Here is an 18,870-nt window from a genome sequence, read left to right on the forward strand (position 1 = left end):
GCTGCCTGACAAATTGCAACGTTTTGCAAAAGGTAGTCACTTTCTTTCGGGCGGTCACTGCTTTTTGCGCGCAGTGGCATGAATGCAACGTTTGCGCACGATCAAACCGGAAAACGACCTGCACCGTTGCGAAGAGGAGACGCGCGGCGCGACCAGCGCGAGTGACACATCGCCCGCCGCGCGTTCAGAATGCGCCGCTTCAGTCCCGACGAGAGCCCACAACAACATGACCTACGTCTTCGAGCCGCCGGCGCGGCCGGCCGTGCCGGTTGCAGGCAGCGATGCGTTGTTCCCGGTGCGCCGCATCTTCTGCGTTGCGCGCAACTACGCGGCGCATGCCCGCGAGATGGGCCACGACCCTGAACGCGAACCGCCGTTCTTCTTCTGCAAGCCGTCCGACGCGGTACTGCCGGTTGCCTCGGGGGCGCTCGGCGCCCTGCCTTATCCTCCGGCGACGCAGAACCTTCACCACGAATTCGAGCTGGTGGTCGCGCTGGGGCAAGGCGGCCGGGATCTGACGCCCGAGCAGGCCGATGCCTGCGTGTGGGGCTACGCCTGCGGTTTCGACATGACACGCCGCGACCTTCAGGCACGCGCCAAAGAGAAAGGCCATCCGTGGGATGCCGGCAAGGCCTTCGACCATGCCGCGCCGATCTCGCACATCTTCCATCGCGGCCACGCACCGCTGCTGACGCATGGCGAGATCCTGCTCAGCGTCAACGGTATTGAGCGCCAGCGCGGCGACCTGTCGGACATGATCTGGTCGATCCCGGAAGTCATCGCGCACCTGTCGAGGCTGTGGACGCTGCGACCGGGCGATCTGGTCTTCACCGGCACGCCCGAGGGCGTCGGCCCGGTCGTGCCGGGCGACCGGATGGACGGTCACATCGCCGGGGTTGGCAGCATTTCAGTCGTGGTTTCCTGAGGAGCGGAGATGAATGTGAGGACGGGGATTGTCGCGGGTGCACTGACGGCACTGATCGCGGGCAACGCATGGGCGAACGAAGCGGGCGCCGAAGGCCGCTGGCGGACGATCAGCGACACCGATGGCAAACCGCGCTCGATTGTGCGCATCGACGAAAAGGCGGGCACCTACGAAGCGGTGGTCGAGAAGATCTTCTTCAAGGCGGGTGAAGACACCGACCCGGTATGCGACAAGTGCACCGATGCCCGCAAGGGTCAGAAGATCATCGGGCTGAAGATCATGAATGGGCTCAAACGTGATGGCTTTGCCTACGAAGGGGGCGAGATTCTCGATCCGGACAACGGCAAGGTCTATCGCGCGAAGATGAAGCTCTCGCCGGACGGCAAGACGCTCGAGGTGCGTGGCTTCATTGGCGTATCGCTGTTCGGGCGCAGCCAGACCTGGTATCGCGAGTGAGCGCCGTGCTCCACTGGGCGCCGCTGGGGCCGGACGACTTTGCGGCATGGCGCGCGGAGTCGGTCACCGGCTACGCCGAGGGCAAGGTGCAGGCTGGCAACTGGCCGGCCGAAGGCGCGATCGAGCGCTCGGAAGCCGAGTTTGCCAGCTTGCTGCCGCAAGGCGCCGATACGCCGCAGCACCATCTGGGCCGCCTGCTGCGCGATGACGCCACCCCGATCGGCATCGCATGGCTTCGCATCGCACCCGCACATGACGGCGCTGGCGCCGAAACACTCGCCTACCTTTTCGACTTCGTCATCGACCCGGCCTGGCGCGGCAAGGGGCTGGGGCGCGCCGCGATGGCCGCGGTCGAAGCAAAGGCGCTGGCGCTCGGTGCGAAGCGGCTCTCGCTGCATGTGTTTGCCCACAATATTGCAGCGTGCCGCCTGTACGAAGCGGCCGGCTTCGTCATTACCAATCTCAACATGAGCAAGCCGCTGGCGGCGGGTGCGGAAAGCGCCACGTCCCTGACCTAGACTGAACGGGGGCACACCGTATTCACCGCAGCGGAGGCGGGCAGCATGAGTGAGCATGACGCAGAGCGGGCGCTGGCAGACTTCGCGCGGGATCTGGTCGCCCATTCACCGGTGGAAGGCGAACGCGACGCAGTCTTGCGAGCGGCGGCGGCGCTGCTGCGCGCCGGGCAGTGCAGCCTGCTGGTGGTGCGCGATGACACGGAGGTGCCGCCGCGGCTGAAGCTCGTGGCGAGCGCCGGCGAACTGCCGGAAGTTGCCTGGCTGGAGAGCACCGGGGCCACCGAAGGCATCGCCGGCCATGTGCTGACGCACCGCGAGGCGCTGTGGGTGCCCAACATCGCGCAGTCCAGCTTCAAGGCCCTCGCGCGCCGCGCGGGCGCGCACGGTAGTTTCATTTGCGTGCCGCTCGAAGCGGCGCGCACCTGCATCGGCGTGATGTGCGTCAGCGACCCGCTGACGGGCGCCTTCGACGAGGCGGATTTCCTGCGCGCGCAGACGGTGGCTGCATTGCTGGCGCATGCGGTGCAGGTGGTGCGGCTCGATCGCCTGCTGCATTCGCGCGTGGCGCAGATGAGCCTGGCACGCGCCGAGGCGGACGGCGCCGCACCGATGTTCGGTGGCGCGCTGCCGCCGACACGGGTCGCCAAGATGCTCGCCAAGTCCTTCTACCGCGACCTCTCGGCGGCCGGTTTCGAACCGCCGCAAATCGTCGAGGCCGCGTCCGAGATCATCGGCCTCATCTCGGGCAGTCTCGCGCGACACAAGCGTCGTCTCGATGTGCGCGACGACAGCTGAGCGACGCGACCGCAGGTTGCAGCGATAATCGCGCCCTCGGCCGGCGCGGGGGCGTCGGCAGCTTTCTCCGGTGAGTGTCGTGACTGCCATGCCCTTCCGCCTGCGCGCCGGTGCGCGCGCGCTCGAACATATCCGTCGCAACGGTCTCGCGCCCGACGACATCGCCTGCATCCCGGCCGCGGCCGGCGGCCCGAAAGGGCTCGCGCTGATTCCGCTTGATCGCTGGCTGTTCGGCGAATGGTTGCCGCGCGGCAGCCGCATGCCAACGCTGGTCGGCGCCTCGATCGGCGCCTGGCGCATGACTGCCGCCGCGCAGCTTGAGCCGCGCACCGCGCTCGACCGCCTTGCGCAGATTTATGTGCACAGCCAGCGCTACCGCATGGGGACAACACCGGCCGAGGTTGCCGAGAAGATCGTCGGGCTTGCCGAATCGGTGGCAAAACCCTGGCTGGCGCGGTCAGACGTGCCGCTGAGGGTGATCGTGTCGCGCGCGGTGGGGCCGCTGGCGGGGCGGACCTCGCGCGGGGCATTCGCCCGCATGGCCGTCGATAACGCGTTTTCACGCGCGCGGCTGGCGCGCCATCTGAACCGTCATGTCTTCGCGAGCGGCCCGGAGAGTCCGCTCGATGCGCTGTGGCAAGACCCGTTCGCGACGCGCCAGCATGCGCTGACGGCGGACAACTGCGTGCCGGTGCTCACGGCGTCGGGTTCGATTCCGCTGATCTGCGATGCGGTGGGCCGTATCCCCGGGATGCCGGATGCGCAGTACTGGGACGGCGGCCTGATCGACTATCACATCCACTTGCCCTACCACCGCCTGCCGGGCATCACGCTTTATCCGCACTTTGTCGAGGGCGTCACGCCGGGCTGGCTCGACAAGTTCCTGCCCTGGCGCAAGCAGGGCTTCGGCAAGGGGCCCGAATGGCTGTCCAGCATGCTGCTGATCGCGCCCAGCCCCGATCTGCTGGCGAAGTTGCCGAACGCCAAACTGCCCGATCGCAATGACTTCTACCGCTACGGACCGGATCACGAGGCACGGGAGGCGGCGTGGCGGCGGGCGATGGGTGAATGCGAGCGGATCGCGGAGGCCTTTGCGCGCTGGGTCGAACGGCCGGATCCCGCGCTGCTGCTGCCTCTCTGAGTTCGCCGCGGGGCCGCGCATCGCGGCCCGCAGCGTACGACTTAGCCTGCGACTGGCGCGGGTTTCAAGGCCGGCGTTGGTTTGAGCTCGGGTGGCCGCTCGCAACGCATGCCGTCCTGCGCCGGACGATTGATCTCGTCGATCAGACTTGGTGCCAGCACCTTCAGCAATTGCGCCGGCAGCGCGCTGGTGAATTTGTAATCGGCCGCCTCGGGGCCTTTCACATAGGCGGTGATGGTGCCGAAGTGGCGGTCTCCGATGTAGAACACCAGCGTGCCGGATCGACTCACCACCCGCTCCGAAATCAGCACGCCGCCCTTGCCGTAGACCTCGAAGCGATGGTCGCCGGTGCCGGTCTTGCCGCCCACGGTGATGACGCTGCCGTCCGCCCGTTTGAACACGCCGCTGAGCCGTTTGGCGGTGCCTTTCTCGACTACTTCCGCCATGGTCTCGCGCGCCACCTTCGCGACTTCCGATGGCAACACGCGCTCGCCGGCCTGCGGCCGGTAAGTGAGGCGTGTTTCGTAAGGGGTGTCGGCGGCAAAGCGCATCGCATCGAGTCGCACCGTCGGCAGGCGTACCCCGTCGTTGATCAGCACGCCGACGAGTTCGGCCAGCGCGGCCGGGCGGTCGGCCGAACTGCCCAGCGCCGTGGCGTATGACGGCACCAGCGTATCGAAGGGATAGCCCAGGCGCTTCCACATCTTGTGGATTTCGAGGAAGGCTTCGACCTCGACCAGTTGCTTGATGCGCACGTCCTGCGCGCTCTTGTAGCGGGTCTTGAACAGCCAGCGATAGACGTTCTGGCGTTCGTCGGCGCTGGCGGCGAAAACCTGCGACAGCGTTGCGCCGGGGTGCTGGCGCAGGTAGCCGACCAGCCACAGTTCCAGCGGGTGCACGCCGGCGAGGTAGCCGCGATCGGCGAGATCGTAGGCTTCCGGCGAATAGCTTTCGTACAGGCGCGCGATGCTGTCCGATTCGAAGGAGGCGTCGGGCAGGTTCTGCTCGAGGAAGGCGCCCAGCTGCGACTCATCCGCCTTCGGATCGATCGAGCGGAAGATGGTGGTGAGCCGCTTCGGGGTCGGGTGGATGCCCTGCAGCAGGATGTCGAGCGACTCGCCGGCGTTCTTGCCCTGGTACTTCTTGTAGAAGCGGCTGATGAATTCCTTGCCCTCGCGGTCGGCAAAGCGCGCGAGGTAGTCCTGCCGCTTCGGATCCTTGTTGTCGTCGAGCAGCGTGGCGCTGGAGCTGGGCATGTTGAACATCGTGTGGCGCACGATGTCACGCATGATGCGGATGAAGGCGAGGTTCACCGAGCGCTGAAGCGCCTCGCGCACCGACACGATGCGCGTGTTGTCCAGCTTGTCGAAGTTCTCGAAGGTCAGCAGCCCGCCGCCGGTGAAGAAGCTCTCGCCCGGGTTGGCCGAATACTTGCGTTCCATCGCTGCGCGCAGCATGTCTTCCAGGCTGGCGTCCCTGTTCGCGGTCAGGTATTCGACCGCCCAGCTGGTGAGGTAGTCCTGCTGGGCGACCGGCAGCTTGACGAGCGCCTCGCGATCCAGCGGCGACAGGCGCTCATGCAGGCGCGCGATGATTTCGAGGTAAGTGACCAGGGTACGCAACTTGGCGGTCGAGCCGAGGTCGAGCTTGGTGCCTTCGTTGATGTCGAAGGGCTGGTCGAAGTTGTCGGTCTGCACCCGGACCAGGTTGGCGCCGGCGGTACGTTCGAACAGCGTGAAGCTGTAGATCACCTTGGCGGGGTCGCCGCCGCCGAGCAGGTGGTCGCCGACCAGGCCGGCTTCCTTGGCCGCGGCGGGGTCGGAAATCTTGCGCAGCGTGTCGGTCACCGCGCGCTGTAGTTTGACGTCGAGCGTGCTGACCGCGCTCAGGTCGAGACGGTCGAGGTCGTACAGGCGTGGCACGCGCAGCAGCGTCGCCAGCTGGGTGCGCGTCACCACCGCCGCCTTGCGACCGGCCAGCGAGTGCGTCCCGCCCGACTGGGCGCTGCGTTGCAGTTGCAGCGGCTGGCGCAGCGCTGCGTCGCGCAGTTCGCTGCTGATGACCCCCTGTGTCGCCATCAGCCGCAGGTGCACGTTGGTCAGGTTTTCCAGCGATGTCGGGTCGGCGAGGAAGCCGCTCGGGCGCCGCTGCGAAATCATCAGCGACAGCGCCTGCTTGTAGGCGAGCGCGCGTGCCGCCGGGTTGGCGGCCGGGTCGCGCAGCAAGGCATTTACCTCGGCGAAGTCGCGGCCGTACCACGCAGCCATGCCGTCGCCGATACCGATCACTTCGCCGTAGCCGGGTTTGGCTGCCAGCGGCACGGTGTTCAGGTAATCGACGACCAGCTGGCGCCGAACCTGCGTCGTATCCTCGCCCGGCAGGTAGGCGCGCAGCGAGGCCGAGGCCATCTGCCGCAGTTTCTCGCGCGGCGTACTGGTGCGCCCCTCGGGCGAGTGACGGTACTTCTCGATCTGCGTCGCCAGGGTGCTGCCGCCATGGGCGTCGTGCTCGGCATCGATACGGCGCAGCAGCTGATCGAAGGCGGCTTTGGCGAAGCGGTCCCACTCGACCGCCGGGTTCTTGGTGACCGGCCCCGGTTCCAGCAACTCGCGGTTCTCGATGAACAGGAGGCTGCGCACCAGCAGATCGGGCACCGAACGAAAGTCTTCGTAGAAGTGTTCCGGGAAGCGCGCCTGGAACAAGGTCTGGCCAGCGCAGTCTTCGAGCGTGAGTCCTCCCTGCGTCTTTTCGCGATACGGTGCGAAGAAGCCGAGGTCGACCGCACGCGCCATCTCGGCGGAGATGCGTGCCTGATGCGTGATCGCGAAATCGCGCGCGCCGAGCCGCGCGAGGTATTCGGGTAGCGTGCTGTAGCCCAGGCGCTGGTCGAAGGGCCCGGCGCCGGGGAAGCGGATCGCATCGCTCTTGCCCGGTTCGACATGGAAGGACATGCTGCGCCCCCACTCCGCGAGATGCAGGGCCTCGAAGCGCGAGGTGGTGGTCTCGTACCAGATCAGGCCCGCGGCGGCGAGCACGAGGATCAGGATCACCGCGGCGAGTATGCGTACGACGTGGCCGAGCAGCCGGAGCGGCAGTGAAACGGGGCGTTGCGCCTTGCTGGTCATGCGATCGGGGAATTGCGCCATAAATCAGTGCAGGTGCTGCACTCTCGCTTGGCATTATCCCGAATGCGGCCGCGCAATTGCCGGGGCGTGGCACATTCGCAACGGCGCCCTGTTTGGTTCGAGCACCGACCTATCCTGTCGCGGCGCGGCGTTGGCCGAGTTCGGCTGGCGCCGCCGTGCTGCCGGAGCCATTCGGTTGCGCCGATCCGCTTGCGTGGGGGCACAATGGCTGTCTTCTCGTGGAGGACGGGGCAGATGTTTCTCTCGGATCTGACATCGTGGCGTGCCCGCACGCCGGTGCTGCCACAGGCAGTGGCGCGGGCGCTCGCCGCACTCGAAACGCGGGCGCTCGATACCCTGCCGCCGGGGCGTTATCCGCTCGATGAAGAGGGGATGTTCCTGCTGATCCAGGAGCTGGTGACCCGCCCGCTCGCCGACAGCCGGCCTGAAGCGCACCGGGACCATGCCGACATCCAGATCGTGCTGGCCGGGCGCGAGCGCTTCGGCATGGCCGCGCCCGACGCGGCGCTGGCGCCGGTCGACGATCTGCTGGCGACGCGCGACATCGCCTTCTATCCGACCCCGACGCGCGAGTGGTTTGTTGATCTGCAGCCGGGGCAACTCGCGATCTTCTATCCCGGCGATCTGCATCGACCCTGTGTCGCCGTCGATGCGCCCGCGCCGGTACGCAAGGCGGTGGTGAAGATCCACCGCCGCCTGCTCGGGCTCTAAGGAAGGCCTGAATAAGCGGCAGCGACGGCGCGTCGCTGCGTTACGGCGTGCTCACGCCCGCGCCTATCCATCAGATAGGTCCTGGTCGCGGCGCGCGCCGCGCGCCGCGCCTTGCGCTGCATCCGTCTCGCGCACTTTTTCAGACCTTCCCTCAGGGCGCTACTGCGCGCCCTGCTGTTTCTTCATCGCCTCGACCATCTGCTTCATCTGCTCCGGCGTCATGCGGCCGCCCGGTTGCATGCCTGCCTGTTTCTGCATCTCCAGGGCGTTGAAGCGGCGTCCGTTGACTTCCATGTCGCCCCCCTTCCAGCCGCTCGGGCAGGCGCCCAGCCAGCGCACCGTGACCTTGTGACGCGCATCGGCGGTGCCGTTCATCGGGGGGTCGAAGTGCGTCTGCGAGTCGATCGTGTAGGTATTGGCGAAGTCGCCGGTGATGACCGAGTGGATGGTCGCCGTCGTGGTGCCGTGCTTGCACACCGCATCGGCTTCCCAGCCGGTGGCCGTCTTCTTGAAGGAATGCTTCTCGCACTCGCTGCGGCCGGGCCCGCCGCCGCCCTGCAGCGCGTGTTTCTGCATCTCGGCGTCGCTCTTCGCGTCGATGCACTGCTTCATGGGCGGCATCGGGTGTTTGCTGGCCGGGTTTTCCGCGCTCATTTCCCAAAGGCCTTCCTTGCGCTGCGGGAAGTCCGCAGCCAGGCTGCTTGCGCATCCGAGCAGGCACAGGGCAAGACAGGTGAAGCGTACGGTGTGCATATCGACTCCCGATAGAAGAAGGGTAGCTAAAGCATAGACCGCGCAAAGGCGCTCAGCGCTCGCTGATGGAACCGCCCGCACGCATGCCGCGCTCGCGCTCGCGCTGGCGCAGCACATCGATCATCACGTTGAAGGTGCGGGCCAGCGCGCCGATCTCGTCGTTGTTGGAGACCTTCACATGCGCGCCTTCGTAGTCGCCGCGCTTGAGCGCATCCGCCGCGCGGGTGAGCTGTTTCACCGGCCGCACGATGCTGCGCGCGAAGAGCAGCGCCAGAAGCACGAACACCGTGCCGACGGCCAGCAAGCTGTAGAGCACCTGGCGGAACATGCGTTGCAGCGGCGCTTCGAAGCTGTCATGCGACTCGCTCACACCGACCACCCAGTCATGTCCGGAGACCGGTGCGAAGCCGGCGACCTCGCGCACACCGGAAATCGTCGAATCGAAATCCACGTTGCCCTCGCGGCGCGCACCGACCATTGCCGCGGCGAGGCTGGGCATGTCGAGGCTGTCGATACGGTCGCGCCGGAAGCGCTGGTCGGCCGAGATGGCTGCAAGCGCAGAGGGCGACAGGCGCGCGAGGCTGCGGAAGCGCAGCGCGTTGTTGCGGTGGTGGATCAGCACGCCGTCGCCGTCGACCAGGAAGGGTTCGCGGCTGTCGCTGCGCGCGGTATCGACGATCGCACCGATCGTTTCCGCGCGCAGCCGCAGCACCACCACGCCGATCGTCTTCTCGTCTGCCCGCTTGACCGGATAGGCCACGTACGCGCCGGCGCGTCCGGCGACCGCCCCGACGATGATGCTGGTGACGTTCGACCTGCCGGCCATCGCGGTGCGGAAGTAGTCGCGGAACGCGTAGTTGCCGCCCACCACTTCCGGCGCGGTCGAGACGACGGCGTTGCCGCTGGCGTCCATCAGCGTCAGCAGGTGTACGTCCGGATTGGTCGCGACCAGATTGCGAAAGCGCGTCAGCAGCGCGGCCTTGCCTGCGTCGGTCGGCGTCGTGAGCACTTCGGCCACTTCGGCGTTGCTGGCGACAAAGGCGGTCACGCGGCGGCTGTCTTCGATCAGCTGCGAGAGGCGGCCCGAGGTCGTCAGGGCAAGGTGTTCGAGGCTGCGTCGTTCGGCGCGGGCGAGCGCTTCCACGCTGGTGGTGTAGTTGTGATAGCCGGTGATGCTCATCGGCAGCACCGCCGCGATCACCAGCGCGAGCGCCATCTTCAGGGCCAGCGGCCAGGAGCCCGGATGCACGATGCGCCGGCCTGCGCCGCTGCGTGCCGTGCCCTCGCTGTCGGCCTGTGTAGCGGCGCCGGCGGCGAGCGCTTCCTGCAGACCGAGGCTGGCCGCGTGCGCGGCGAAGAGTGCGAGGCGGAAGGCCTCGACGCTCTGCGGCCGGTCTTCCGGGCGCAGTTGCAGCGCCCAGTCGATGGCGCGCAGGAACTCGCGGCTGTAGCGCCCGGCGCCGGCTTCTTCGGCGCTCAGGTCAGCCTGCGGTGCCGCCTGCCGGTCGGGCGCCTCGCGCGGGCGCTGCCCGGTCACCATCCAGTAAAGCGTGGCGCCGAGCGCGTAGAGATCCGTCCACGGCCCCTGGTTGTCGCCCAGGTATTGCTCGATCGGCGCATAGCCGGGCGTCAGGATGCTCGGTGCGTCGGGAGCGCCGCCACTGGCGGGGCGCGCCGCGCCGAAATCCAGCAGCACGAGGCTGCCATCCTCGTCGCGCACGCACAGGTTGTCAGGCTTGATGTCGCGGTGCAGGACGCCGCTGCGATGCACCAGCGCCAGGCCGTCGAGCAGGGGGTGAAGGAGCAGCAGCAGATCCGGTTCCGAGAACGGCGTTGCGCCGCTGGCCGCGGCATCGCGCGCGCGCCCGCCGAGCAGGCGGCTGAGTGCCGGCGCGTTGCGCCGCTGATTGAGCCACCAGTCGCCAAGGGCGCGGCCGCGTTCGTAGTCCAGCACCATGTAGGCGGTGCGGTTGGCCTCGAAAAAGCGCGCCACGCGCACGATGTTGCGATGGCGGAAGGTCGCCAGCGTGCGTGCTTCGACGAGGAACTGGTCGAGGCCGTCGAGCAGCGTCGGCATGGCGTCGAGCCGGCGTGGCCGCACGGTGCTGTCGCGCGCCCGCATCGCGAACTGTGCTGGCAGGTATTCCTTGATCGCAACCTGCGCATGCAGGTTGACGTCGGTGGCGAGGTAGGTGATGCCGAAGCCGCCCTGGCCGAGCACGGCATCGATGCGGTATTCGTGCAGCCGGTAGCCAGGCTGCAGCGCGATCGGTGCGGGCTCGGGGCGCGCCGGTGGGGTGACCGGCAGCGCGGCCACCGGTGAGGCCGGTGCTGCCGCCTGCGCCGTCGCAATCTCCGCTAGCGGTGCGGCGGCTTGCGGCGGGCGTGCCGGGGCTGGTGCAGCAACAGGTGTCGGGCGGTGCGCCGCGCCTGCCGGCAGTATCACCGTCTCGGTGTCGCCGGCAGGTGCAGCCTGGGGCGTAGCGGGCAGCACCACGGTGGCCTGGCTTTCGGCCCGTGCGGGCTTGCCCTGACGCAGGCGATCGAGCGCTTCGGCGGCGAGCAAGACGGTATTGCGATCGTCCATGGCGCGGTAGCGTTCCTTCTCTGTTGGCGGCCGGAGCAGTGTGGATGCGGGTGCTACGATAGTTGAATCCCGCCCGGAGAGTGCACACCGATGTCCCGACAGCGCGCCCGCCGAACGCCCGACCCCGCCGCGCGGGCCAGCTTCGCCCGCCTGCTCGCGGTGGCGGCGTTGGTGGCGATGTTCGGCATCGGCATGTGCGTCTTCCTCAGTTACTTCAAATTCAAGTCGGCGCTCGAGGCGGCTGCGCGTTCGCGGATGGAAGTGCCGGCCACGGCGGTGCGCGAGGGCATACAGTCGGCGCTTGCGCTGGGTCTGCCGCTCGCGAGTGTGAGCACCGCGCCTGACCTGCTGGCGCGCGAACGACTGGCGGATGCGGCGATCGAAGAGATCTGCGTCTTCGACGAAAGCGGGCGCGTGCGCTTCAGCACCGACGGGGCCCGCGTCGGCCGTAGCATCGACGCGCGCTGGCGCGACGCCGCGCGTCGCGGGTCCGTGAAGGGATGGCATCTGGCCGAGCCCGCGCAGGCGGTGCTGGGTTTATCGATACGCAACAGCTTCGATCTGCAACTTGGGCAGGTTGCGGTGCGCTACTCGCTGGCTTCCCTGCAACAGGCGCTCGACCGGATGCGGGCGCAGCTCGCGCTGATCGCGCTGATCGGCTGGCTCGGCACGCTGGCGTTCGCGGCGCTGGTGCTTGGTCTGGTATTGCGTCTGAGCGCGCCGGCTGCCAAGCCGGGCGAGGCCGCGCTGGCGGGCGGATGAGCGTCGCACCGGCATCGCCCCGTGCGCTGCAGGCACGGCTGATGGCGGCGATCCTGATCGTCGTCATGGCAGGGCTGCTTGCGGCGTCGTGGGCCACGCAGCGCGCGTTCGAGTCTGGCCTGCGTCCCGAACTGCTGCGCAAGGCCGCGGTGGTCGGTGCATCGGTCGGAGAACTGGTTGGAAAGACCCTCGATCACGGGCTGGCGCTGCGCGATCTGGTCGGTGTTGAAGCGTACCTGCAGGCAGTGCGCAAACAGCATCCCGAACTCGCCTACCTCGCGCTGTGCGACGACTCGGGCAGGGTGCTGTTCAAGAGCGGCTCACCCGCGGCGACCGCCGGCATCAGCGTGTCGCTGACCCATGCGGCGCGCCCCGCCGGGGCGGTGGAGGCAAGCCTGAGCGCCGCGTTCATCCGGCAGATCCTGTTCGAATCGACGCTCGACCTGCTGGTGGTGTGCCTCGTTGCGGTGTTCTTCACCCGCGAGTTGCTGCACGCGATCACCGCGAGCGACCCGCGCCTGGGAAGTGTCGGGACGGAGGGAGACGCGGTGCTGGCGCGCGTGCGCGCGCCGCTGTTCCTGTTCATGCTGGCCGAAGAACTGACGCGGGCCTTCCTGCCGGGATTCTCGCGTGCCCTGCTGCCGAGCACGTCGACACTCGCACCGGACGTTCTGGTCGGCGTGCCGATCGTCGTCTTCATGCTGGTCGTTGCACTGGGGCAGCCGGTGCTGGCGAGCTGGAGCGAACGGGTGGGTCATCGGCGTGCGATGCAGTGGGGGGCGGCGCTGGGCGTGTGCGGCCTCGGCGGTGCGGCGCTTTCGGGCGGCATCGTCGACTTCATCGCCTGGCGTGCGCTGTGCGGGTTGGCTTACGCGATCGTCTTCGTCGCCGGCCAGGGCTTCGTCATCGCGCACACCGACGCGGCTTCGCGCAGCCGCGGCTTCGCGTTGTTCGTCACCGCGATCATGGTGGCTGCAGTGTGCGGTCCGCCGGTAGGCGGCATCCTCGCGGACCATCTCGGCGCACGCTGGGGGTTCGGCGCCGCGGCATCGCTTGCCGTCGCGGCGTTGATGGTGGTGCGGACGCTGCCGCGCGACGCGCAAGCAAGCATTACGGCACCCTCGCGCGCCCCCGTCCTGCGCGACTTCCTGCGCCTGTTCCGTCAGCGCAGTTTCGTGGTGATCACGCTGCTCGCCGCGGTGCCGGCCAAGCTGATCCTCGCCGGCTTCTGCTTCTATCTCGTGCCCGTGTACCTGTTGTCGCTCGGTGCGCCGCCCTCGGTCGCCGGTCGGGCGCTGATGGTCTATGCGGTGGTGCTGGTGCTGATGCTGCCGCAGGCGACGCGCCTCGCCGAGCGCGGTGTCGCGCACGCGCATCTGGTGGGCGTGGGGCTGTGCATCTCGTCGCTTGGCGGTTTCGGCCTGCTTGCCTGGGGCGGCGTGCTCCCGGTCTATCTCGCGATGGCCTTGCTGGGGCTGGGGCAGGGACTGTCGATCGCGGCGCAGAGCACCTTGCTGTCGCTGGCCTGCAGCAGCGAAATCGAGGCGCACGGCAGTGGGCCGGTGTTCGGCGTGTATCGCCTGATCGAACGGCTCGGCAACGCCAGCGGGCCGCTCGTGACGGGCGTGCTGGTGGCGCTGCTGGGGCACGCCGCGGCTTTCGCGACGGTGTCCGCGATCGTGCTGATCTGCGGGCTGTGTTTCGTGGCGCTGACGGGGAACACACGTGTGCCGGTATCAGTGGGGGCGCGGGCGTGAAACGACGCGGCTTTCTGTTGCTTGGCGCGCAACTGGCGCTGGCGGGCCGGCTGTCGGCTGCGGCGTCGCGGCGCTTCCAGATCTATGCGATCACCTATCGCGGCCGTACCGAAGTCGAGCACGGCTTTGCCGACTACCTTGCGGAACGCGGCATCGCGGCAGACATCATCCACCGCGACATTGCGCTGGATACCGGGCGCCTGCCGGCACTGGTGCAGGAGATCCGCCAGATGCGGCCGGATCTCGTTTACACATGGGGATCCGGCGTCACGCTCGGCGTCGTCGGCGCCAGTGCCAAGGTCGACCCGGCACGCCACATCACCGACATTCCGGTCGTCTTCAGCCTGGTGGCGGCCCCGGTGAGCGCCGGCATCGTTGCCGATCTCCGCTCCTCAGGGCGCAACGTCACCGGCGTCAGCCATGTCGCGACTGTCGCGGCACAGGTGCAGGTGATGACCGCCTACCGGGCCTTCCGCCGCGTCGGACTGATCTACTCGCCGAACGAACCGAACGCGCTCGCCGTCTTGCAGGAACTGCGGGCGCTGGGGCGCCGCCAGGGATTCGCGGTGCTGGCGCGACCGTTCAATACCGATGCCGGCGGCCGCCCGAGCGGCGAGGGGGCAGCGGCGATCGTGCGCGCCCTCAAGGCCGATGGCGCCGAGTGGCTCTACATGCCGCCCGACTCCTTCCTCAGTACGCAGGCCCGCGGCGTCGTGGTGCCGACCGCGCTGGAGGCGGGCCTGCCGGTATTCGCGTCCACCGAGCCGCTGATGGCCGCCGGCGCCCTCGTCGGACTGGTGAGCCGCTACTACAACGTCGGCCAGTTCGCTGCCTACAAGGCAGAGCAGATCCTGACGCGGCATGTGCCGCCGCAGCGTATCCCAATCGAAACCTTGAGCCGGTTTTCGCTCCAGATCAGCCTGCCGGTGGCGCGGCGCCTGGGCATGCTGCCGCCGCTCGACATGTTCAACTATGCTGAATTCATCGACGGAAACGCATGAGCGCCCTCGAATTGCCGCGCGGCCACAGCCTGCGCAGACTTGGTCCCGCCGATCTGCCGGCTCTGCTGGCCTTGCATGAGGCGGTGATGGCGTCGCTGCCAGACCCGTCGCTGTTCCGCCTGTTTGGCGGCGCCGAGGACTTCCTTCGCAAGCACTTCGGGCCGCGCGGCGAGAGCCTTGGCATTGTCGCAGGCGAGCGCTTGCTCGCGTACGGCGCGCTGACCCGCCCCGCTGCGGATGACCGCGACAACTACGCGAACGACCTCGGCTGGCCGGGCGAGCGCGCGGGTCGCGTGGCCTTGCTGTCAGCCGCAATGGTCGACCCGGCCCGGCGCGGACAGGGCCTGCACACTGCGCTGATCCATGCACGCATCGAACTGGCTGCCCGGTCAGGCGTGCCGGAACTGCTGGTGCGCGCGGCACCGGCCAACGCCGTGTCACGCCGGACCCTGCTGGAACAGGGTTTCGCTGTGGTGTGGCTGGGCGTGCAGGCAGAGGGCTCGCTGCGCCACATCCTGTGGCGGCCGGTGAGCCGCCCTGCCTGTGCTCGGCCACCCCCCGACGACACCGACGTGATGTGGATCGACGCGCTCGATCAGCCAGCGCAACAGCAGGCGCTCGCCGCCGGCCGGATCGGTGCCTGCACCCGCGTAGCGGACGCTGCCATCGGCTATGTGCGTGCCGAGGCGCATGCGTGAGTGGCGACGCCTCGTCGCCGTCACCGAAACAAAAAGCCCCGCACGAAGCGGGGCCCAGGACCGGGGTGAAGACGCTCAGTTGAGGCCTTCGCGCTTGCGCAGCAGCGCTTCAAGCTTGGACAGTGCGTCGGCGCTCGCACGACGGGCTGCGAGCGGGAAGTCTGCCTTGAACTCTTCGAACTCGGCTTTTCCGTTACCCGTCACGCTGTCTTCCCAAAGTGCATCACCCGAGGGGCCGACGGCTTTCATCTTGATCGTCACGCTGAACTCGGTCGGCGGCCAGGTGAAGGGGCTGGGCGAGGCTGAGGTCGTCGACAGCTGGGGGGCAAAGGCGATCGACACCGACTTGCCGGAGATCGCCTTGGCGTCGAAACCTTCCAGCGATTCCACGTTTTCATAGACACGGCCAAGCGTCGCTGACAGCGGGCCTTCGAGATCCTTGTACGGGAAGTAGCTGATCTTGTCGCCACCGCCGCCCGGTGACACGACTTCACGTGCGCGGTCCGGCGCGGAGATGTAGAGGCCAGCGGTCTTCTTGGCCTTCGGTGCGGAGGCTTCGGCAGCCTTGGCGGTCGGATTGATGCGGATGTTGTGGGCACACCCGCTGGCCGCAGTGACAGCGGCGGCGGCGACGAGATAGGTCAGGAGCGTACGGATTTGCATGGTGGGGGTTTACTTCAGTGCGTTGACGAAATCGGGATCAGACCAGAGGTTGCCGAGCAGCTTTTCGACCAGATCCGGGTAGGCATTGACGGCATTGGGAATGGCGATCGAGCCGACGAAGGACGAGGGCCAGTCGACATTTGCAGTCAAAGTCTTGTTGAAAGAAGTCGCGCTGCCGCGCTTCAACGTGAAGCGGGCGGCCATGCGGCCGTGGCCGGTTTCGAATCCTGTGGAGTCCAGCATGTTCTCGGTCACCGTCGCGATCAGTTCGTTGTCGCCGTCGGTCGCGAGTTTGTTGCCTTGCTGTAGTTCGGCGATCGCGGCACCGCGGACATAGTCAGCGAACGAGCCTTGCGCGGGCTTCATTGTGTTCGCTCGCAGGCTGATCTTCGCCAGCTCATTGCTGCCCAGATCGAAAGTCCCGACCTTTACGGGTTGCTGCAACTTCTTGATCTTCTGCACGTTCTGGAAGGAAGTGGCGTACGGCGGCGGATTCATCGTGCAGGCGGCACTTGCCAGCGCAAGCATCAAGCACGCAGCTGTGGATCGGATGTTCATGGAGGGTGAGGGGTCATTGAGACGCCGGATTGGCGCGGGGTTACAGGGGATGCCGCCCGGCAAAGCTGGGTCGGCGGCGGAGGGAATTCGCCAGAACTGTCACGACTGCAAACTATTACAGAAGGTAACTGCCTGTCCAGCCGCGGCATCAAACCCGGTTTGTACCCGCCCAGCAGATTTGCCGCGACATGCATTTGCTACCATCCACGCCAGTTTGAATTGAGGCAGCTGCCGCATGACCTACAACGAATCCTCCTTCCGCGTCCTCAAAGGGCTTGAGCCGGTTCGCTCGCGCCCCGGCATGTACACCCGCACCGATTCGCCGGCGCACATCATCCAGGAGGTGATCGACAACGCTGCGGACGAGGCGCTCGCCGGTTTCGCCAAGCGCATCCATGTCGCGATGTTCCGCGACGGCTCGGTGGCCGTGACCGACGACGGGCGCGGCATCCCGGTCGGCCTGCATCCGGTGGAAGGCGTGCCGGTGGTGGTGCTGGCCTACACGGTGCTGCACGCCGGCGGCAAGTTCGACAAAACCTCCGGTGCATCGGCCTATGCTTTCTCGGGCGGTCTGCACGGTGTCGGCGTGGCGGTGACGACGGCGCTGTCGCTGAAGGTGGCCGTCGACGTACGGCGCGAGGGCAAGGCCTGGCATGTGGAGTTTGCCGATGGCGGTCGCGCGATCAGCGAACTGGTCGAGGTTGGCCCCTGCGGCAAACAGACCGGTACCCGCGTGCATGTGTGGCCGGATCCGAAGTATTTCGACGCGCCGCGCGCCTCGCTCGCCGAGATCGAGCGCCTGCTGCGCTCCAAGGCGGTGCTGCTGCCGGGCGTGACGGTGACGCTGGAGGTGGAGCAGGCCGACGGCAGCTTCGTCAAAACCGAATGGCGCTACGCCGACGGCCTGACTGGCTACCTGCGCGAGATGGCAGGCGGTGTCGATCCGCTGGTGCCGGTGTTCGCCCAAGAGAAATACGCCGGGCAGGACGAGGATTTCGCGCCGGGCGAGGGTGCGGCCTGGGCCTTCGCGTGGTTCGACGGCTTCGTCGGCAGTGAAAGTTATGTGAACCTGATCCCCACGGTAAACGGCGGCACGCATGAATCCGGCCTGCGCGGTGGGGTGTTCGAGGCGGTGAAGTCCTTCGTCGAGCACCATGCGCTGTTGCCGCGCGGCGTGAAGCTGCAGCAGGACGATGTGTGCGGCAAGATGAGCTTCCTGCTCTCCGCACGCCTGCTCGACCCGCAGTTCCAGGGCCAGGTGAAGGAAAAGCTCAACTCGCGCGAGGCGGTGAAGCTCGTGTCGACGATGGTGATGCCGCTGTTCGAAGCCTGGCTGAACCAGAACGTGGAGCAGGGCAAGGCGATCGCCGAGCTGGCGATCAAGCAGGCGCAGAGCCGGCTGAAGGACGCGCAGAAGGTCGAGAAGAAGAAGACCTCCGGCGTCGCGGTGCTGCCCGGCAAGCTCTCCGATTGCGAGAGCGAAGACATCAACGACAACGAGCTCTACCTCGTCGAGGGCGATTCGGCCGGCGGCTCGGCCAAGCTCGCCCGTTCGCGCGAGACGCAGGCAATCCTGCCGCTGCGCGGCAAGGTGCAGAACTCCTGGGAGATCGATCCCAACCGGCTGTTCGCCAACAACGAGATCCACGACATCGCGGTGGCGCTGGGCGTGGACCCGCACACGCCGGAAGCGCCGGATACGGTGCTGACCAACCTGCGCTACGGCAAGGTCATCATCATGGCGGATGCGGACGTCGACGGTTCGCACATCCAGACCCTGCTGTTGACGCTCTTCCTGCGGCACTTCCCGCGCCTGGTCGCGCGGGGCCATGTATGGATCGCGTTGCCGCCGCTCTACCGCGTGGATGTGCCGGCCTCGGGCAAGAAGCGCCCGGCGCGGCGCCTGTATTGCCTTGACGAGCGTGAGCTGGCCGCGGTGCGCGACCGGCTGGTCAAGGAAGGCGTCAAACCGGAGCAGCTCGAAATCGGCCGCTTCAAGGGCCTCGGTGAAATGAACCCCGAACAGCTCAAGGAAACCGCGATGGACCCGGCGACCCGGCGCGTGCTGCCGGTTACCCTGGATGACATCGCGCTGACCGATACCAACGAGCTCTTCGATCTGCTGATGGGCAAGGGCGAGGCCTCCAGCCGCCGCGCCTGGATGGAAGCCAAGGGCAATCTGGTCGAGGCCGATCTCTGATCGGCCTGCGTTGGCTGCTGGCGGGGCGCAATCCGGCATCGGTCAGCCGGATCAGCCGCGCCAGCGAGCGGTCGCGCGCCACACCCCAATTAGGCGCTCTGGCGCGAGGCGCTCGGTAAAGCACGCGTCGGGCAGGTTGGTGCGCTCAGGCTGAAGAACCCGCTATCTCCCGCTGCCGGCCGGGCGACCCGGTTCAAGT

The 18,870-nt window shown here is 67.5% G+C and carries 16 protein-coding genes; 11 read left to right on the forward strand and 5 right to left on the reverse strand.

Annotation, left to right across the window (positions count from 1 at the left end; genetic code table 11):
- The first annotated feature begins 226 nt into the window (after positions 1 to 226).
- The 5 genes from GGR36_RS17415 (at position 227) to GGR36_RS17435 (ending at position 3,835) form a co-directional block, all read left to right on the forward strand.
- Positions 227 to 925: a fumarylacetoacetate hydrolase family protein gene (locus tag GGR36_RS17415; protein WP_183636049.1), complete on the forward strand. Its 699-nt coding sequence runs from the start codon at positions 227 to 229 to the stop codon at positions 923 to 925.
- 9 nt (positions 926 to 934) lie between these two features.
- Entirely contained in the window at positions 935 to 1,381 is a 447-nt protein-coding gene (locus tag GGR36_RS17420; protein ID WP_183636050.1) for a DUF2147 domain-containing protein, read from the forward strand.
- Positions 1,378 to 1,899 (forward strand): GNAT family N-acetyltransferase, encoded by a 522-nt coding sequence (locus GGR36_RS17425; RefSeq protein WP_183636051.1) that lies wholly within the window; start codon positions 1,378 to 1,380, stop codon positions 1,897 to 1,899. The genes GGR36_RS17420 and GGR36_RS17425 overlap by 4 nt, the downstream gene beginning before the upstream one ends.
- Before the next feature lie 45 nt (positions 1,900 to 1,944).
- A complete protein-coding gene (locus GGR36_RS17430) occupies positions 1,945 to 2,694 on the forward strand; it encodes a GAF domain-containing protein (RefSeq protein ID WP_183636052.1) in 750 nt (249 codons plus the stop codon).
- Between the two features lie 70 nt (positions 2,695 to 2,764).
- Entirely contained in the window at positions 2,765 to 3,835 is a 1,071-nt protein-coding gene (locus GGR36_RS17435; protein ID WP_221229599.1) for a patatin-like phospholipase family protein, read from the forward strand.
- 41 nt (positions 3,836 to 3,876) lie between these two features.
- Here GGR36_RS17435 and GGR36_RS17440 read toward each other — a convergent pair whose 3' ends face one another.
- Positions 3,877 to 6,981 (reverse strand): transglycosylase domain-containing protein, encoded by a 3,105-nt coding sequence (locus GGR36_RS17440; RefSeq protein WP_183636053.1) that lies wholly within the window; start codon positions 6,979 to 6,981, stop codon positions 3,877 to 3,879.
- Between the two features lie 234 nt (positions 6,982 to 7,215).
- On the opposite strand from GGR36_RS17440, the gene GGR36_RS17445 reads away from it, so the two are divergent.
- Positions 7,216 to 7,692 (forward strand): NanQ anomerase/TabA/YiaL family protein, encoded by a 477-nt coding sequence (locus tag GGR36_RS17445; protein WP_183636054.1) that lies wholly within the window; start codon positions 7,216 to 7,218, stop codon positions 7,690 to 7,692.
- A gap of 159 nt (positions 7,693 to 7,851) precedes the next feature.
- On the opposite strand, the gene GGR36_RS17450 is transcribed toward GGR36_RS17445, so the two are convergent.
- The gene (locus GGR36_RS17450) at positions 7,852 to 8,445 is read right to left on the reverse strand and encodes a DUF3617 domain-containing protein (RefSeq protein WP_183636055.1); all 594 of its coding nucleotides are present in this window, start codon (positions 8,443 to 8,445) and stop codon (positions 7,852 to 7,854) included.
- Between the two features lie 52 nt (positions 8,446 to 8,497).
- Positions 8,498 to 11,032 carry a serine/threonine protein kinase gene (locus GGR36_RS17455; protein ID WP_183636056.1) on the reverse strand — a complete coding sequence of 845 codons (2,535 nt, stop codon included), beginning with the start codon at positions 11,030 to 11,032 and terminating at the stop codon, positions 8,498 to 8,500.
- A gap of 90 nt (positions 11,033 to 11,122) precedes the next feature.
- Here GGR36_RS17455 and GGR36_RS17460 point away from each other — a divergent pair, with 90 nt between their 5' ends.
- Genes GGR36_RS17460 through GGR36_RS17475 form a run of 4 tightly spaced genes read left to right on the forward strand, consistent with a single transcriptional unit; the run spans position 11,123 to position 15,250 of the window.
- The gene (locus tag GGR36_RS17460; protein ID WP_183636057.1) at positions 11,123 to 11,794 is read left to right on the forward strand and encodes a hypothetical protein; all 672 of its coding nucleotides are present in this window, start codon (positions 11,123 to 11,125) and stop codon (positions 11,792 to 11,794) included.
- The gene (locus GGR36_RS17465) at positions 11,791 to 13,551 is read left to right on the forward strand and encodes an MFS transporter (RefSeq protein WP_183636058.1); all 1,761 of its coding nucleotides are present in this window, start codon (positions 11,791 to 11,793) and stop codon (positions 13,549 to 13,551) included. The genes GGR36_RS17460 and GGR36_RS17465 overlap by 4 nt, the downstream gene beginning before the upstream one ends.
- Positions 13,548 to 14,552, forward strand: coding sequence for an ABC transporter substrate binding protein (locus GGR36_RS17470; RefSeq protein WP_183636059.1), 1,005 nt, complete (start codon positions 13,548 to 13,550; stop codon positions 14,550 to 14,552). Before GGR36_RS17465 ends, GGR36_RS17470 begins: the two co-directional genes overlap by 4 nt.
- Positions 14,549 to 15,250 (forward strand): GNAT family N-acetyltransferase, encoded by a 702-nt coding sequence (locus GGR36_RS17475; RefSeq protein ID WP_183636060.1) that lies wholly within the window; start codon positions 14,549 to 14,551, stop codon positions 15,248 to 15,250. Before GGR36_RS17470 ends, GGR36_RS17475 begins: the two co-directional genes overlap by 4 nt.
- Positions 15,251 to 15,325: 75 nt before the next feature.
- Here GGR36_RS17475 and GGR36_RS17480 read toward each other — a convergent pair whose 3' ends face one another.
- Together GGR36_RS17480 and GGR36_RS17485 are read right to left on the reverse strand one after the other, a co-directional pair.
- On the reverse strand, positions 15,326 to 15,913 hold the full coding sequence (locus GGR36_RS17480; protein WP_183636061.1) for a hypothetical protein: 588 nt from the start codon (positions 15,911 to 15,913) through the stop codon (positions 15,326 to 15,328).
- 9 nt (positions 15,914 to 15,922) lie between these two features.
- On the reverse strand, positions 15,923 to 16,471 hold the full coding sequence (locus GGR36_RS17485; RefSeq protein ID WP_183636062.1) for a hypothetical protein: 549 nt from the start codon (positions 16,469 to 16,471) through the stop codon (positions 15,923 to 15,925).
- A 235-nt stretch (positions 16,472 to 16,706) separates the two neighbouring features.
- On the opposite strand from GGR36_RS17485, the gene GGR36_RS17490 reads away from it, so the two are divergent.
- Positions 16,707 to 18,671: a DNA topoisomerase IV subunit B gene (locus tag GGR36_RS17490; RefSeq protein WP_183636063.1), complete on the forward strand. Its 1,965-nt coding sequence runs from the start codon at positions 16,707 to 16,709 to the stop codon at positions 18,669 to 18,671.
- Positions 18,672 to 18,870: the final 199 nt, after the last annotated feature.

Origin of the sequence: Niveibacterium umoris (assembly GCF_014197015.1) — a bacterium.
Classification (GTDB): domain Bacteria; phylum Pseudomonadota; class Gammaproteobacteria; order Burkholderiales; family Rhodocyclaceae; genus Niveibacterium; species Niveibacterium umoris.